The 16,093-nt window shown below is 72.8% G+C and carries 11 protein-coding genes; 4 read left to right on the top strand and 7 right to left on the bottom strand.

Annotation, left to right across the window (positions count from 1 at the left end):
- Nucleotides 1-11: 11 nt before the first annotated feature.
- Both ACH442_RS23235 and ACH442_RS23240 read right to left on the bottom strand, forming a co-directional pair.
- Nucleotides 12-1,790, bottom strand: a complete 1,779-nt coding sequence (locus ACH442_RS23235) for a putative Ig domain-containing protein (protein ID WP_396340181.1) — start codon at nt 1,788-1,790, stop codon at nt 12-14.
- Between the two features lie 212 nt (nt 1,791-2,002).
- The gene (locus ACH442_RS23240) at nt 2,003-2,866 is read right to left on the bottom strand and encodes an MEDS domain-containing protein (protein WP_396340182.1); all 864 of its coding nucleotides are present in this window, start codon (nt 2,864-2,866) and stop codon (nt 2,003-2,005) included.
- Nucleotides 2,867-2,975: 109 nt separating this feature from the next.
- On the opposite strand from ACH442_RS23240, the gene ACH442_RS23245 reads away from it, so the two are divergent.
- Nucleotides 2,976-4,142, top strand: a complete 1,167-nt coding sequence (locus ACH442_RS23245) for an acyl-CoA dehydrogenase family protein (protein WP_396340183.1) — start codon at nt 2,976-2,978, stop codon at nt 4,140-4,142.
- 198 nt (nt 4,143-4,340) lie between these two features.
- On the opposite strand, the gene ACH442_RS23250 is transcribed toward ACH442_RS23245, so the two are convergent.
- Together ACH442_RS23250 and ACH442_RS23255 are read right to left on the bottom strand one after the other, a co-directional pair.
- Complete coding sequence (locus ACH442_RS23250; protein ID WP_396340184.1) at nt 4,341-6,263, bottom strand: RNA polymerase sigma factor; 1,923 nt, start codon at nt 6,261-6,263, stop codon at nt 4,341-4,343.
- 5 nt (nt 6,264-6,268) lie between these two features.
- Nucleotides 6,269-6,589, bottom strand: coding sequence for a YciI family protein (locus ACH442_RS23255; protein ID WP_396340185.1), 321 nt, complete (start codon nt 6,587-6,589; stop codon nt 6,269-6,271).
- Between the two features lie 193 nt (nt 6,590-6,782).
- On the opposite strand from ACH442_RS23255, the gene ACH442_RS23260 reads away from it, so the two are divergent.
- Genes ACH442_RS23260 through ACH442_RS23270 form a run of 3 tightly spaced genes read left to right on the top strand, consistent with a single transcriptional unit; the run spans nt 6,783 to nt 12,978 of the window.
- Nucleotides 6,783-9,395 (top strand): AAA family ATPase, encoded by a 2,613-nt coding sequence (locus tag ACH442_RS23260; protein ID WP_396340186.1) that lies wholly within the window; start codon nt 6,783-6,785, stop codon nt 9,393-9,395.
- Nucleotides 9,392-12,016 carry a LuxR C-terminal-related transcriptional regulator gene (locus ACH442_RS23265; RefSeq protein WP_396340187.1) on the top strand — a complete coding sequence of 875 codons (2,625 nt, stop codon included), beginning with the start codon at nt 9,392-9,394 and terminating at the stop codon, nt 12,014-12,016. Before ACH442_RS23260 ends, ACH442_RS23265 begins: the two co-directional genes overlap by 4 nt.
- Nucleotides 12,017-12,021: 5 nt before the next feature.
- On the top strand, nt 12,022-12,978 hold the full coding sequence (locus ACH442_RS23270; protein WP_396340188.1) for an alpha/beta hydrolase: 957 nt from the start codon (nt 12,022-12,024) through the stop codon (nt 12,976-12,978).
- 287 nt (nt 12,979-13,265) lie between these two features.
- Here the strand turns inward: ACH442_RS23270 and ACH442_RS23275 are convergent, their stop codons facing one another.
- From ACH442_RS23275 to ACH442_RS23285, 3 genes are all read right to left on the bottom strand, one after another.
- Entirely contained in the window at nt 13,266-14,336 is a 1,071-nt protein-coding gene (locus tag ACH442_RS23275; RefSeq protein ID WP_396340189.1) for an acyltransferase, read from the bottom strand.
- Between the two features lie 238 nt (nt 14,337-14,574).
- On the bottom strand, nt 14,575-15,315 hold the full coding sequence (locus ACH442_RS23280) for an ABC transporter permease (RefSeq protein WP_396340190.1): 741 nt from the start codon (nt 15,313-15,315) through the stop codon (nt 14,575-14,577).
- On the bottom strand, nt 15,312-16,055 hold the full coding sequence (locus ACH442_RS23285) for an ABC transporter ATP-binding protein (RefSeq protein WP_396340191.1): 744 nt from the start codon (nt 16,053-16,055) through the stop codon (nt 15,312-15,314). The genes ACH442_RS23280 and ACH442_RS23285 overlap by 4 nt, the downstream gene beginning before the upstream one ends.
- Between the last annotated feature and the right edge of the window lie 38 nt (nt 16,056-16,093).

Raw genomic sequence — 16,093 nt, forward strand, 5'->3', positions numbered from 1 at the left:
TCCTCCCCAGCTCACAGGACGGTCCACACGAAGGTGTACTGGGCGGTCGGCGAGTCCTTGCCGGCGACGGTCGCCTGCAGCGTGACGGAGTAGACGCCGGGCAGGGTCGGTTTGCCGCTGATCGTGTCGCCCCGCACGCTCAGGGTGACGCCGACCGGCAGGCCGGTGGCGCTGATGCTCCTGACGTTGACACCGAGGGCGTCGGCGTTGGTGGCGACCGCCAGCGTCACCGACTGCAGCGTCGCCGAGTTCACCACGGTGCCGGGCGAGGTGAACTGCAGCGTGGTGGTGGGCGAACCCACCTGCATGACAAAGCCGACTTTCACCGTCGCACCGTTCCCGTCCTTCACCGTGACTGTCGGCAGGTACCGGCCCCCGATGAGGATCGGGCCGCCGGAGATGACCCCGCTGGTGGGATCGATGCTCAGCTCGGCCGGCAGACCGGTCGCGGTGAACGTGTACTTGCCGTCACCACCCGCGGCGGCCGTGGGCAGCTTGACCGTCGCCAGCAGGTCGACCTGCTGATCGGGGATCGGCTGCAGGCTCAGCGGCTGCAGAACGGTGTGGGTGAACTTCAGCTGGAACGGCTGGTCGATGGTGGTGGTGCTGGCGGTGACGGTGATGCTCGCGTCGTACGTGGTGGTGGCGGTGCCGATGATCGCACCCGTGGCCGGGTCGAAGGTGAGCCCGGCCGGCAGGGCGGTGTCGAGCGCGAACGTGTAGGACACCGCGCTGTTGGACTTGTCGACGACGATCGCCGGGAGCGAGACCGGGTCGCCGACGTAGCTCACCGGCGCGGGCACCACCAGACTCGGCCGCTCGATCACCTGCCACTTGGTACCGAGCGCCTGGTCGGTGTCCGAGCGGGCCGTCAGCGTTCCGACCGGTGGCACGCTCTCCACCACCCGGACGTACGTGCCGGTGGTGGCGTAGGTCCAGACACCGGCCTTCGTCGGCGTCCCGGAGACGACACCGGTGGACGCGTCGATGCCGAGCCCGTCGGGCAGTTTGACGGCGCTCCAACTGTTGGGCAGGTTGCCGCCGGTCGCCTTCATGTAGACGACATTGCCGGCGGCGACGGTGGCGGGGACGCCGCGGAAGAACAGCCGCATGTCCGGCGGCCGGATCTTCGGGATGGCTCGCGTGGAGCTGTACTTGGCGTCGTCGTTCTTGCTGGAGACCAGGGTCGAGGCGACGTAGCTGCACTGGCCGCCGGTCGCCGTGCAACTTTTGTGCTGCCAGCTGATCAGCACGACGACCCGGTAGTACTGCAGGATCGACGTGCTGTCCGTCGGACGTTTGGGATCGGTGGCCAGCAGTGGCTTGACACAGTCGTCGGTGCGGGTCACGTAGACCTCACAGCTGCCGACCAGAATGTTCTGCTGGAAACTGAGGCCGCCGGCGGTCAGCATCGTCGGCACGGTCGGCAGCGCCGCGTTCGCACCCTCGGTGCTGCCGCTGATGCCCTCCTGCGACATGCTCGCCAGATACGGCTTCAGCTTGTCCTTGAACGGCCCGGCCTGGACGGTCGCCCACTGCTGGTCGACCGCGGCCTGGCCACGGCCGTCGAGCAGCGCCGACCCCTCCAGGGCGCGGACCTGCTCCAGCGCGGTGCTCGCCAGTCGTACGGCATAACGCTGGTCACGCTGCTGGGCGACGGTGAGCGCGCCGGTGACGAAGAACCCGCCGATCCCGGCCATGGCGATGGTGATCACAGCTAGCGCCACCAGGACCTCGACCAGCGTGAAACCGTCGTCGTCCATGCGACGGTCAGGCGGTTGGCCGCGCATCTCACTCCTCAACTGCCGATCCAGCACTCAGGCAGAGACCTGCCAACAGGCACTATCGGCAGCCCGGAACGGAAGTGGAGTCCAATCAGCGGAAACCGCCGGTCCGCACCGCGGCGATCACCGCATCACCGGGCCGGAGGGATCACCGCATCACCGGGCCGGAGTAATCACTCGCCTCGGCACTCAGCTGATCGCCGGGTCGCCGACCCCGTTCACCCGGCCGATCGCTCGAACACCAGATCGACGGGATCGCCGGCCCAGTGGAAGCGCAGCAGCCGCCGCACCACCGCGGACGCCCCGAAGAACCGCAGCCGGTGTGCGCCGGTCGCAGCCGGCTCCAGCAGGATCCGGGCCGCCGCCGAGTCAGCGAACCGCAGGTCACTCACGTCGAGCGTGACCGGCACCCGGCTCGGCGCCCCGGCCACCAGGTGCTCGACCATCGCGCGCAGCGCCTGCCGGTTGGAGAGGTCGACCTCGCCCGAGAGCCGCAGACCGAGCTCCCCGGTACGCACCCCGCGCAGCAACGGGATCCGCGCCGGATCGGTGTGCCGGGTGATCGTCGCCGGATGCGTCCGGGTGACCCGGCGCAACTCCGGCTCGCCGAAGAGCCGCCGGTCGTAGAGGCACACCCCCGTGGTGTAACCGTCCACGCAGATCCGGTTGACCTGGGCCTCGTACCACGACAGCTGATCCATCGCCACACCGTGCCGCGCCCAGGACATGTCCCCGATGCCGCGCATCCCGTGGTAACCGGCGGCGCGGGCCGTCTCGACCTCTTCCTCCCAGGCGGCGAGGCTCGCCTCGGGATCGAAGACCCCGTCCGACAGGTACGCCGCCTCGACCCCCGCCATCGTCAACTGCCCACTGCGCAGGGCGGCCGCGACGTCCACCCCATGGCCGGCGAGCACCGACGGCAGGCGGTCCGCGTCCTGACCGCAGTACAGAACCCGGTGGTGTCGAAGCAACCCGGCCCGGATGAACGACGTCACGCTCCGCGCCCACAACGGCTCGTCGTCGTAGACCAGGCAAGCATGGTCGCCCGGGCCGAGGCGGTCGAGCAGGCTGGCGCCGGCCATCGTGTCCCCTCAGTGCCACCCCGTGACGGTTTGTCGGTGCTCACCGTAACGAGGCCTCCCCCGCCCGTACCATCGCTGAATCGGGTGCGCCGAGAACTGGGGAGAACCTATGACCGTCACCGATCCGCTCGAACTGCTCGACATCGCCGGCCTGCTCAGCGACGAGGAACGGCAGATCCAGGAGACCGTGGCACGCTTCGTCGCCGAGCACGTCCGCCCGCACGTGGCGGACTGGTTCGAGGCCGGCACCTTCCCCCGTGAGCTCGCCCCGGAGCTGGGCAAACTCGGCGTGCTCGGGATGCACCTGGACGGTTACGGCTGCGCCGGGACCAGCGCGGTCGCTTACGGCCTGGCCTGCCTGGAACTGGAGGCCGGCGATTCCGGGCTGCGCAGTTTCGTGTCGGTGCAGGGGTCGCTCGCGATGTTCTCGATCTGGAAATACGGCTCGGAGGAGCAGAAGCAGGAGTGGCTGCCGCGGATGGCGGCCGGCGAGGCGATCGGCTGTTTCGGTCTGACCGAGCCGGATTTCGGCAGTGACCCGGCCAACATGCGCACCCGCGCCGTCCGTGCCGGCGACGACTGGATCCTCACCGGCACCAAGATGTGGATCACCAACGGCAGCATCGCGGACGTCGCCACCGTCTGGGCGCAGACCGAGGAGGGCATCCGCGGCTTCCTCGTCCCGCGCGGCACGCCCGGTTTCACGACGCGCACGATCAAGCAGAAGCTGTCGCTGCGCGCGTCGATCACCGGCGAGCTGATCCTCGACGAGGTGCGCCTGCCCGAGGCCGCCCGGCTGCCCGGCGCGCGCAGCCTCGGCGCCCCGCTGAGCTGCCTGAACGAGGCCCGTTTCGGCATCATCTTCGGCGCGACCGGCGCCGCCCGCGACTGTGTGCGGACCGCGCTGGATTACGCCGGCACGCGAGTGCAGTTCGACCGGCCGATCGCCGCTTTCCAGCTCACGCAGGAGAAGCTGGCGAACATGGCGGTCGACCTGAACACCGCCGCACTGCTCGCCGTCCACCTGGGACGGTTGAAGGACGCCGGCACGATCAAGCCGCACCAGGTCAGCGTCGGCAAGCTCAACAACGTCCGCAAGGCGCTGGCGATCGCCCGCGAGTGCCGCACAATCCTCGGCGGGAGCGGGATCACGCTCGAATACTCCCCACTGCGCCACGCCAACAACCTGGAGTCGGTGCTCACCTACGAGGGGACGTCGGAGATCCACACCCTGGTCATCGGGCAGGCCCTGACCGGCCACTCCGCTTACCGCTGAGGGCTCACGGGCGCGGGACACCGCGCCCGGCGGGCCGGGCCACGACCGGATCGCAGCGCGCCCGCCGGGCCCCGTCCGGTGCCCGGGGTCGCCGCACCCGCGGCCGCACCCTGAGCGCCGGCCGAGGCCGGCAACCGCGCTGCGATCCGAAGCCGTGAATCTCATGCCCCGATCCTGAGGTCTGCCCTTGGGGCAGAGTCAAGGCATGCGAAGAGTTCGCAGCGTCCGGCCGGTGGCCCGCTTGAAGAGGTACTCGGCGCGCTCGTAGGAGAGCCGGCGCCGCCCGGTCTCCGGGCAGAGGTCGGCCGGCCCCGGGCGACGGGCCGGCGCCGGCCGCCGATCGGAGAGGAAGAGCGGCCCCCGGACCCGTCCCGCGATCAGCTCCGGCAGCAGTTCCGCGGTCCCCTCCCGCCAGCTCACGCCGGGCCCGGCCCGCCCGGCGAGGTCCAGGTCCTGCACGTCGAGCGCGAGCACCGCCCCGATCGGCGCCCCCGATTCCCGCACCATCGACCACAGCACCCGTTCCCGCAGCGGCGCGCCCGGCCGGATCGGCTCGGCCGCCGGGCACTCGCCCGCCGGGCACTCGACCGCCGGGCACTCAGCCGCCGGGCACTCAGCCGCCGGTGGCACCGCCCGATTCCGGAGATCGGCTGCCAGCTGAGGAAACCCGGCCCACGCCGCGAACGAGCGGAACGCGGCCAGGTGCCGGTTCCACCCCCGCGGCGCCGCATCCGGCCAGAGGGAATCCACAGCCGCGGCTACGCCCGCGGCATCCAGCGTGGTCAAGGCGATCCGTTCGCCCAGGGCCCGGCGAATTCTCAAGAGCGATTTCCGGTACGCCGTCGCCGTCCCCGTACCCCGCCCGGCCAGGAAAGCGTCGATCATCGCGCCCAGCTCGGGTCCACTCCCGACCGTCCCCGCGGAGGCGGCCCGGGCGCGCAGGAAGTCCCGTTCCGCGGCGTTGCGGGTCAGTGAGGCCGCCCGCTCCCATTCCGTCCGGGCCTCGGTCCCCCGCCCCGACCGCAGCAGCAGTTCGGCCCGCACACCCGGCAGCAGGTGGTAGTCCCGCAGCGCCGGGTCCGCCCGCAGCGCGTCGACCAGCGCCAGCCCGGCTTCCGGTCCGTGCGCGAACCCGACCGCCACGGCCCGGTTCAACCGCACGACGGGCGTCGGCCGGAGTCGTTCCAGCGCCTCGTAGAGGGTGGCGATCCGGTTCCAGTCGGTCTCGGCCGCGGTCCGTGCCTGGGCGTGGCAGACGGCGATCGCGGCCTGCAACACGTACGGCCCGGGGGTCTTCGCGGCCCCGGTCGCGCGGGCCCGCAGCATCGCCGCGAATCCCCGGTTGATCAGCAGCCGGTCCCATCTCCCCCGGTTCTGCTCGTGCAGCTGGACCGGCTCGCCGCTCGGACCGGTACGGGCCGCCGACCGGGACTGCTGGATCTCCATCAGCGCCACGAGCCCGTGCACCTCCGGCTCGCCGGGCGCGAGTTCGGCCAGGAGCCGGCCGAGCCGCAGCGCCTCCAGGCACAGGCCCGGCCGCATCAGGTCGTCACCGGAAGTCGCCGCGTAACCCTCGTTGAAGAGGAGGTAGACGACTTCCAGCACGGAGGCGAGCCGCCCGCGCAGCTCCGCGCCGGACGGGAGTCCGTAGGCGGCTCCGGACGCGGCGAGGGCGCGCTTGGCGTCCGCGATCCGCCGGGTGATCGCCGGTTCGCCGACCAGGAACGCGCGCGCGATCTCGGCCGGGCTCAGACCGGCGACGACACGCAGGGTGAGCGCCGCCCGTGCCGGCCGGTCGAGCACCGGATGGCACGAGATGAACATCAGCCGCAGCACGTCGTCGCTCTGCTCGGCGACGTCCGGGGGCTCGATGTCCGTACTGTCGAATGTGCGGGATCGCCGCAGGTGGTCGACGGCCCGGCGCCGGGCGACGGTGGTCAGCCAGGCGCCCGGATTGTCGGGGACGCCCTCGACCGGCCATCGCTGTACGGCCGTGACCAGGGCGTCCTGCGCGAGTTCCTCGGCCCGGCCGACGTCGTGGACCATCCGCAGGAGCGCGGCGACGATGCGCGCGGACTCCTGCTTCCAGACGACGCCGACCATGGCCCGGGCATCGATCATGACGGTCAGGCGAAGACCTGGTGGATCACGCTCTCACCGTCGCCGACGATGGTGCGGAAGCGCCGGTCCAGCTCGATCGCCTCGTCCCGCGACCGCACCTCGACCAGGGCGAACCCGCCGAACGCCTCCTTCGCCTCGGTGAACGGCCCGTCCGTGATCGTCACGTCGTCGCCGCTCGACTCGATCTTGAAACCGGCCGGGTCGAGGCCGCCGGTCGCCAGCAGTACGCCGGAGGCGGTCATCTCCTCGATGAACGCGGCCATGTCGGCGACGAGCTTCTCGTCGGGCTGGGTGTTCTGCATCTTCGAGAGCACCAGGTAACGCATCGAAGTCTCCGTTCTCGTGGTTGCCTACGCCCCTACGTCGCCCGGGCCCATGTGACAGGTAATCACGATGCCACGCTCACTCCGGAGCGGCCGCCTTCCCCGGTACGCGATACGAATCACTGCGACTTGGGATGCCACCCGGTCGCGGGCAGACTGGGCCGGGGGAACACGTCGGGCCTGGGGGAACACGCGGATGGAACTCGACTCGGACGCGCCCGGCCCGGTCGGCCGGGCGGCGGTGTGGGCCGAGCTGACGACCCTGCTGAACTCCGATCGTCCCGAGCCGGCCGGCGCGCTGCTGGTCGGCCCGGCCGGCATCGGCAAGACGACCCTGGTCGACCGTTTCGCCGCGCGGGCCCGCCGCCTCGGCTTCCCGGTCGCCCGAGCCACGGGCGAGACCGGCGCCGAGCCGTATGCCGTGCTCCGCGCCCTGTTCGCCGCGGTCGACCGCACCGATCTGCCGATCGGCCAGCGCCGGGCCCTGGACGCCGCCCTCGCCGGTGGCCTCCAGGTCGATCTGCTGGCGCTGCGGGCCGCGGTCTGCGCGGCGTGCTCGCTGCTGGCCGGCGAACTTCCGCTGGTGCTGGTGGTCGACGACGTCGACCGGGTGGACCCGCCGACCCTGGATCTGCTGCTCACCGTCGCCTCGGTGCTGACGTGGCGGCAGGTGCCGGTGGTGGCGCTGTTCGCCGCCCGCACGGATCGGGCGCCGGTCGAGCTGGCCGACCTGCTGCGGCAGATCCCGGTGACGCCGCTCGACGTGCGCGAGGCGGAGTTGCTGCTGGACCGGGTCGGCGCGCCGACCGGCTCGGCCCGCCTGGAGATCCTGCGCCGGGCGGCCGGCAACCCGCTGGCCCTGCGCGAGTTCGGCGCCTGGCTCGAGACGCCCGGCCCGGCGGCGGGCCGGGCCGGGGACGGGGTCGCGCAGGTCTTCGCCCGCCGGGTGCAGGACCTGCCGGAGATGTCGCGGCGGGCGTTGACGCTGGCCGCGGCGGGTGAGCGGAACGTGGCCGTGCTCTCCCGGGCCGAGCCGGCGCTGACCCTGGCCGCCTGGCAGCCGGCCGAGGAGGCGGGGCTGATCACGGTCGCCGACGCGGTGGTCCGGTTCCGGCATCCGCTGGTGGAGTTCGCGGTGCTGGACGCGGCCGGGGCCGCGGCGCGCCGACGGGCTCATCGGGTCCTGGCCGAGGCGACCGCCGATCCGCGCCGGGCGCTGTGGCATCGGGCCGAGGCCGCCGACGGCGTCGACCCGGAGCTGGCCGCCGAGCTGATCGCGGCCGCCAGCCCGCTCAACGGCGCCGCCGTCGTGACCGCGATCGGCCTGCTCGAACAGGCCTGTGACCTGCTGCCGGCGGCCGAGCGCGCGCCGGTCCTGCTGGAGGCGGGGGCCCGCGCGGCGGCGGTGGGCCGGGTCCGCTGGGCGGCCGGCATCGCCGCCCGGGCCCGCGCCGTGCTGCCGCCCGGCTCGCCGCTGCGGGCCGACCTGGAGGCCTTCACCTCCTGGACCCTGACCATGCACGGCCGGGTCGACGACGCGGCGGCGCTGCTCATCGCGGCCCTCGCCACGACGGCCGCGCCGGCGCCGGCCGGGCTCGTCGAGACCGCGGCGGTGCCGGCCTTCCTGCTCGGCTCGGGCCCGTTGAGCGACGCCCTGCGCGCGACGCTCGACGGGACCGATGATCCCGTCCTCTTCCCGCGTGCCCTGCTCAGCCCGGACGAGAGCGTCCGGGCGGCGATCCTGGCGACGCCGGAGCCCTCGGCCCCCGCGGAAGCCGGGCCGGCCGCGGCCGTCGGGGCCGCCGCGATGCTGATCGACGAGCCCGAGCACGCGGTGCGCCTGCTCGGGCCGGCCACCCGGGCGGCGATCGACGGGACCGCGGCCGCCGCGTTCCTGACCGCGCCCGGCGCCGCCTGCTGGTCGCTGATCGACACGGGCCGCTGGGCCGAGGCCGAGCAGTGGCTGGTCCCGCTGCTCGCCTCGCCGGTGACCGCCGAGGCGAGCATGGTCCGCAACGGCGCCGAGGCCCAGCTCGCGGTGATCGGTTCCGGTCGTGGGCGACCCGAGCCGGGGCACGCCCTGCCCGTCGAGCCGGCGCTGGCGCTGCGCGTGGGCTGGGCCCGGGGCGTGGCCGCGGCGGCCGTCGGGGAGCACGACGAGGCATACCGGTGGCTTCGCGGCGCGGCGACGACTCCGCACCCGTGGCAGCCGCTGGTGTTACCGGATCTGATCACGGCGGCGGGTCACGCCGGCCGGACGGCGGACGCCCTGACGATCTACGAGCAACTGCTCAGCGCGTACCGGAAATCGTGGTCGAGCACCCGCAGACGAGCCCGTCTCGCCGCGGCCGCCGCCCTCCTCGCCCCCGATCCGGCGACGCTCGCCGAGGTGGTCGACGGGCCGGGTGCCCACCGGTGGCCGTTCGAGCACGCGGTCCTCGCGGTCGAGCTGGCCGACCGTCTCCGGCGCGCCCAGCAACCGGCCCGGGCGCGCGAGGTGCTGGTCAGCACGCTGGACACGTTCGAGCGCCTGCGCGCCGCGGCCTGGATCGCCCGGGTGCACGCCGAGCTCCGGATCGCCGCGCCGCCCGCCCCGAGCACGCTGACGGCTCAGCAGGAGCACATCGTCCGGCTGGCCGCGCAGGGCCTGACGAACCGGGAGATCGGCGAGCGGCTGTTCCTCTCGCCGCGCACGGTCGGCTCCCACCTGTACCGGCTCTTCCCCCAGCTCGGCATCACCAACCGCAACCAGCTCGGCGAGGTGGTGACCGCTCTCGATCACCGTTCCGGCGCCGCGGGGACGTCGTGACGCTGGTCGGGCGTTCGGTGCAGCTGGACCGGATCGCCGACGCCCTGCGCAACGGCCGATCGGTGCGGGTCGTCGGCGAGCGGGGCACCGGCCGGTCCGCGGTGCTCGGCGAGGCCGCCGCCCGGCACGCCGCCACCGGGGTGGCCGTGCTCGCGGTCCGCGCCCTGCCCGGCGATCACGCCCTGCCCGGCGCGGGCCTGCAACGCCTGCTCACACCGGTGCAGCACGAGACGCGCGGACTTCCGGCCGGGGCCGCCGCGGCGTTCGCGCGGCTCTTCGGCGGGGACGCCCCGGACGTCATCCCGCTGCCGCTGCCCGCGGCGGTGACCCTGCTCGCCGAACGGCTGGCGGGTCGCGGGCGCTGGCTGTGGTGTGCGGACGACCTGGATCGGCTGGACCCGCTCTCCCGTACCGTGATTGCCGCGGAAACCCGCATCCCGGTCCTCGCCGCGACACTTCCGCACGCCCCGGCCTGCCTTACTGAAGTGATCCGGATCGGACGGTTGCGCCGGATCGAGGCCGAGCGGGTGCTGGCCGCGACACCGGGCGTGCGAGCCCATCCGGGCGCACGGTTGTTGCTTGCGCAGGCGGCCGGGAATCCGCTCGCGCTGACCGAGCTGGCCCGGCACCTGCCACCGGCCGCCGAACTGGCGCCGACCACCACCGAACTCCCGGTCCCGCCGCGGCTCCGGCACGCCCTGGCCGCCGCCGTCGACACGCTGGACGAGCCGCGGCTGCACGCCGCGGTGCTGGCCGCGCTCGCCGCCGAGACACCGCGGCCGCGGGTCGCCGCGATCCTGGGAGCCGCGGCCGGGCCGGAGATCTGGACCGGCCTCGTGGACCTGGGACTGCTACGCCCGGGATCGGGCCGGCGGTTCCGGCATCCGGTCGTGCGGGCAGCGGTGCTGGACCGGGCCGGATCCGCGCGATGCCGGCAGGCCCGCCACGAGCTGGCCGCACTCCTGGGCCCGGCTTGCCCCACACCGGAGGCCGGCCTCGGCAACGCCCGCCCCACACCGGAGGCCGGCCTGGACAACGCCCGCCCCACACCGGAGGCCGGCCTCGGCAACGCCTGTAGCACACCGGATGCCGTCTTCGACCACGCCGCCCGCGCCTGGCATCTCGCCCGCGCCGACCCCGCTCCCGACGAAACCCTCGCCGACTTGCTGGACCGCGCCGGCACCGAACTCACCCGCACCGGCCGGACCCGCGCCGCCGCCTACGCCCTGGCCCTCGCCGCGGCACGCACCCCCGACCCGGAACGAGCCGGCCGGCGCCGCCTGCACGCCGCCCACCAGGCCCGGCTGTCCGGCGAACCGGCCTGGGAGAATCAGCTCGGCACCTCCCTGGAGAACGTCGGCCAGCGGCTGCGGGCGGCCTGGCTGCGCGGCGACAACACGATCCGCGTCGACACCGCCCCGAACGAACTGATGGCGACCTGGGCCCAGGCCGTGCTGCACGACACCGACCCCGGCGGCACCGTCCAGCGCCTGATCAACGAGAACGACCGGATGGCCCCCGACGAACGGTCCATCGTGCTCGGCACGATCGCGGCGACCCGGCACGAAACCGGCCTCGCCGTCCGGCACCTGACCCGCGCCGCGACGCTCGCCCCGCCGGGCGGCCTGATCCGGCCGATCGCCCTGGGCGCGCTGGCCTGGGCTCACTTCGACAGCGGCGACCTGGACACGGCGCGGTCGGTGGCGGAGCAGACCATCGAGGCCGGGGACGCCGACCGGCACGGCGTGGCCACATCGGACACCCGGGCGGGGGCCCTCGCCACCCTGGCCGCGGTCGCGGTGCTGCGCGAGGAACCGGACGCCGCCGACCGGCTCGGTACCGCCCGCGACGCGCTGCAGCCCGGCTATCACGTGCTGCACGACCTGCGGCTCGACCGGGCGCAAGGGTTGATCGCGGCGATCCGCGGGGAGCATGCGCTGGCGTTCCAGCGGCTGCGACGCCACTACGACGAGACCGGACGGCCGGTGCATCACCGGATCTCCGACCTGTGTCTCGGGGACCTGGCTCAGGTGGGGGCGGCTCTCGACCGTACGGGAGCAATCGAGGATCTTGTCGCAGCGGCCGGAAGCCGGGTGCGAAGCCTGGGATCGGCGCGCCTCTCCGCGATCTGGCATCGGGCGCGGGCCCTGCTGGCCGGCCCCGACCCGGCCGCCGAGGAGTTCTTCCGGCTCGCGCTGGACGGCCCGGGCGCCGCTCAGTGGGCCTTCGAAGCGGCTCTGACCAGGATGGACTATGCCATCTGGCTGCGCCGGCGGCAGCGCCCGGCGCAGGCGCGACCGTTGCTGAGCGCGGCGCGGGACGTGTTCGCGGCCGCCAATCTGGACGCCTGGCGGGAACGCGCCGAGGCGGAGCTGGCGGCGGCCGCGTCGCCGAGAAGGTCCCGCGACGACGTGCTCTCGCCGCAGCAGCGGCAGGTCGTGACGCTGGCCGCGCAAGGGTTGACCAACGCGCAGATCGCCGCCCGGCTGGGCATCTCGGCGCGGACCGTCAGCACGCACCTGAGCCGCGCCTATCCGATCCTGGGAGTGACCCGACGGGCGCAGTTGCGCGCAATGCAGTCATTCAACGGACGACACCGGGACCGGAGAACGCCAGCCTAGGATCCATGAGCTATCCGAAGCCGGTCCTCGAGCCCGCCGCCGAACAGTTCGCGCGCGACACCGCGCACCCGTTCGACGGTGATCCGGAGCGGTTGCGCAAATCGCTCGAAGCCGCGCAGACCCGCGACGGCGTGCCGCTGCCGGACGGGGCGATCGAGGAGCTCACCATCACCGGCGGCCCGTCCGGGCCCATCCGGATCCGCATCGTCCGCCCCCTTGCCCCCACCCACAATCAAGATCAAATTCCCGCGATTCTGTACGCCCACGGCGGCGGCTGGGTCGCCGGTGACGCCATCACCCACGAGCGCCTCACCCGCGAACTCGCCGTGCAGTCGCACGCCGCGGTGCTCGTCGTCGAGTACAGCCGCGCGCCGGAAGCCCACTACCCGATCGCGGTCGAGGAGATCTACGCCACGCTGGAATGGGTGGCCGTGCACGGGGCCGGACACGGGCTCGACCCGTGCCGGATCGCCATCGCCGGCGACTCGGCCGGCGGCAACCTGGCCGCGGCCGTGACGATCATGGCTAAGCAGCGGTCCGGGCCGGCTCTCGCCGCGCAGGTGCTGTTCTACCCGGTGACCGACGCGAGCTTCGACACCGACTCCTACCACCAGTTCGCCGAGAGCTACGGGCTGCGGCGAGACATGATGCCGTGGTTCTGGGACCAGTACGCACCGGACGTCCCGGCTCGTGCGGAGATCACCGCGTCGCCGCTGCGGGCCACCGTCGAACAGCTTGCCGGGCTGCCGGCGGCGCTGGTCATCGTGGCCGAGGCGGACGTGTTGCGGGACGAGGGCGAAGCGTATGCGGCCAAGCTGCGGGCAGCGGGGGTGCCGGTCACCGCTGTCCGCTATCAAGGGGCGATCCACGACTTCGTGATGCTGGACGTGCTGCGGGAGACGAACGCGGCGAAGGCCGCCACCGCGCAGGCAGCGGCCTTCCTCCGCGATCACCTGGCCTGACGGCTCCGGGCCGCGGTCCGTCGACCGGCCCACCGTTCGCCCCGACCAGCCTTCGGCCGTCAGCTCCTCGACCCAGCCGGCCCTCACCGCTCCGCCCGACCAGCCCCTGAGCCCGTCAACCCCTCGACCCAGCCGGCCCTCACCGCTCCGCCCGACCAGCCCCTCAGCCCGTCAACCCCTCGACCCAGCCGGCCCTCACCGCTCCGCCCGACCAGCCCCTCGACCCGTCAACCTCTCGACCCGACGAGGCCTTCGGACCGTCAGCCTTCGGGTCGGCCGGCCTTCGGTCAGCGGCCGGCCATCGCCGATGCGCGGTAGATCGTTCCGGCGCCGGGGACCGGTGGCGCCGCCTCCCGCACGGCCTCGCGCACCGGCCGGCTCGGCCAGGGCAGGAACCGCAGTCGCCGCCGGGCCGCCAGATCCTCCACGAAGCCGAAGATCAACACGGCGTCGGCCAGCAGCGCCAGAGCGATCGCGACGTAGCCGACCTCGAAGTACTCCCCGAGCCGCCACACCTCCAGGGCGTCGCCGACCGGGTAGCAGAGCGCGATCGCCACGTTGTTCCAGAGATAGATCGTCACCGCCCGGGAGTTGATCAGTGACACCCAGCCGTCCAGCCCGGTCCGCTTGATCAGCCACTCCATCCGGGGGCGCCACCGCAGCAGCACGATGACGAAGCCGGCGTTGTAGACCGCGTACGCGATCGGAATGTATTTGATTCCTCCCGCGTCCGGATGCATATGGCTCCATGCCAATCCACCGGCCACACAGACCGTTCCGAGAATCGCGATGAGCAACCCGGGAATGCGCCGCAGGGTGCCGTCCCGATGCGCGAAACCGAGAATCCAGCACGCCGCGAAAGTCAAAAGATCGGTGCCGGCCTCCTGTACGGCATCAACCGTGATCAGTGGCATCGCAACGAGCGCGACGATCGGCGCCACAATGGTCAGCAGCCGAGCCCGGCGGTAGACCCACAGCATTATCGGCGAGAGCGCGACGAGCCACAAATAGGTCACCAGATACCACAACACCTCGGCCGCCTGCTCGCCGAACGTGCTCGCCGGCGGGTCCGCGAACGGCACGACCCACGCCACCAGGTGCCACAGAGCCGGCCGCTGCTCCCAGCCGACCAGGAACATCGCCGGCACGATCACGGCGCCGAGCACCCAGAGCGCCGGCAGCAGACGCCGCACCCGCCCGTAGATCACCCGCCCCGCGCCCTGTCGCATCAGCGAATTCGCCATCAGCGATCCGCCGAGTGCGAACATGACGCCCATGGACGGAAAAGCGAGCTCCAGTACCGCGAACGGGAACATGTGGAAAACGGAGACCCGGATGATGGCCAGTACTCTCAGCAAATCGAAATAACGATCCCGTCCCGCGCCTTCTGCCTCAGCCACCAGCTCCTCCAACGCTCGCACAAAGCGGCCGCTCAGCCGCGCGCTCACGTTAGGACCTCACCTTTTGCACCGCCTGTGGCCGGTCTGTCAGAACCGCCTCACCCACCCTTTCCCGGTTTCTTCGAAGGCCTCGAGCCCCACCCGGGCGTCACTTCTGCTTCCGCAAGCGGCCCGCTGCGCCTTCTCCCGCGACCTTCTACGCATCGCGCCGGCGGAAAAGTTCTCCGGCGACAGCCAGTAGAAGAACGGTCCAGCCGGCCATGACCAGCGCGCCCGGCACGACACGGAGACCGCCCTCGGTGGCGGGAACGTCCCCGAACAGCCGGCGCCCGGCCATGTCCGGCAGCCAGAAGCCGATCGGACTGACCTTGCTGATCAGCAGCGAGAACGACACCAGGGACCCGTTGACGATCAGCACCACCAGCGGGACGACACCGCTGCGGGCGACCACGGTGATCGCCAGCGCGATGAGCCCGCTGAGAATCCAGTAGAGCGTGGCGCCGAGGCACCGCGTCACCGCCTCGGAGACACTGACGGTCTCGCCGATCATCAGCCGGGCGACCCCGATGGTGAGCGGCATCGTGACCGCGGCCGTCACCGCGACGAGCAGGACGACGACGATCGCCTTCGCGGCGAGAATCCGCATGCGCCCCGGCACCGCGGCGAGACTGATGGCGATCTGCCGCTCCCCGGTGTACTCACTGCTGAAGATCGTCACCCCCAGGACGGTGGCGCCCACCGTGCCCAGCGGCATCGCGGCGAACGCGACCTCCAGCGGTGCGGTGAACGCCCGGCCGGCCGGGTCGGCGTGCACGGCATACGCGTTCAGCACGGTGATCAGCAACGACCCGAGCAGGGCGACGGCGGCGCCGGCCCAGGACGCCGGGAGGGTGACGGTCTTGGACAACTCGGCGGCGAGGGCACGCGACAGGGTCATCGCCGACCGCCGATCCCCGGGCCGGCTCCGGCGTGGGCCTCGGTATCAGATTCGGTCAGGGCGAAGAACGCTTCCTCCAATGACTCATGGCCCGCGATGACCTGCGCGAGCGGCCCGGCCGCCCGGACCCGGCCACCGGCGATCACCACGAGATCGTCGGCCACCTCGGCGACCTCGCTCATCAGATGACTGGACAGCAGCACCGTGCCACCCGCGGCGGCATGATCCCGGACCACGCCACGCAACCAGCGGACACCCTCCGGGTCCAGACCGTTCGCCGGCTCGTCGAGCACCAGCGCGGCCGGCTCGCCGAGCAGCGCCGTGGCCAGGCCGAGACGCTGCCGCATGCCCAGCGAGAACCGCCCGGCCCGGGTCCGCCCGGTGTCCGCGAGCCCGACCCGCTCCAGCACCTCGGTGACGCGACGCCCCGGGAGCCCGTGCGAGCGGGCCACCCAGCGCAGATGGCCACGGGCGGTGCGCGCCCGGTGCGCGCCCGCACCGTCCAGCATCGACCCGACGGTGCGCAGCGGCTCGCGCAGACTCCGGTAGGGCCGGCCGCCGATCAGTGCGGCACCGGCCGTGGGCCGGTCCAGGCCGAGCAGGACGCGCAGCGTGGAGGACTTGCCGGCCGCGTTCGGGCCGAGGAAGCCGGTCACCCGCCCCGCCTCGGCGCGAAAGGTGACGTCCGAGAGCACGGCACGCCCGCGGTGCGTCTTGGTGAGACCGTCGATCGCAATCATGCCGCCATTCCAGCGCGGAAATCCCCGCCTGCCATCGG

It is taken from the genome of Actinoplanes sp. NPDC020271 (assembly GCF_044388125.1).
Taxonomy (GTDB): domain Bacteria; phylum Actinomycetota; class Actinomycetes; order Mycobacteriales; family Micromonosporaceae; genus Actinoplanes.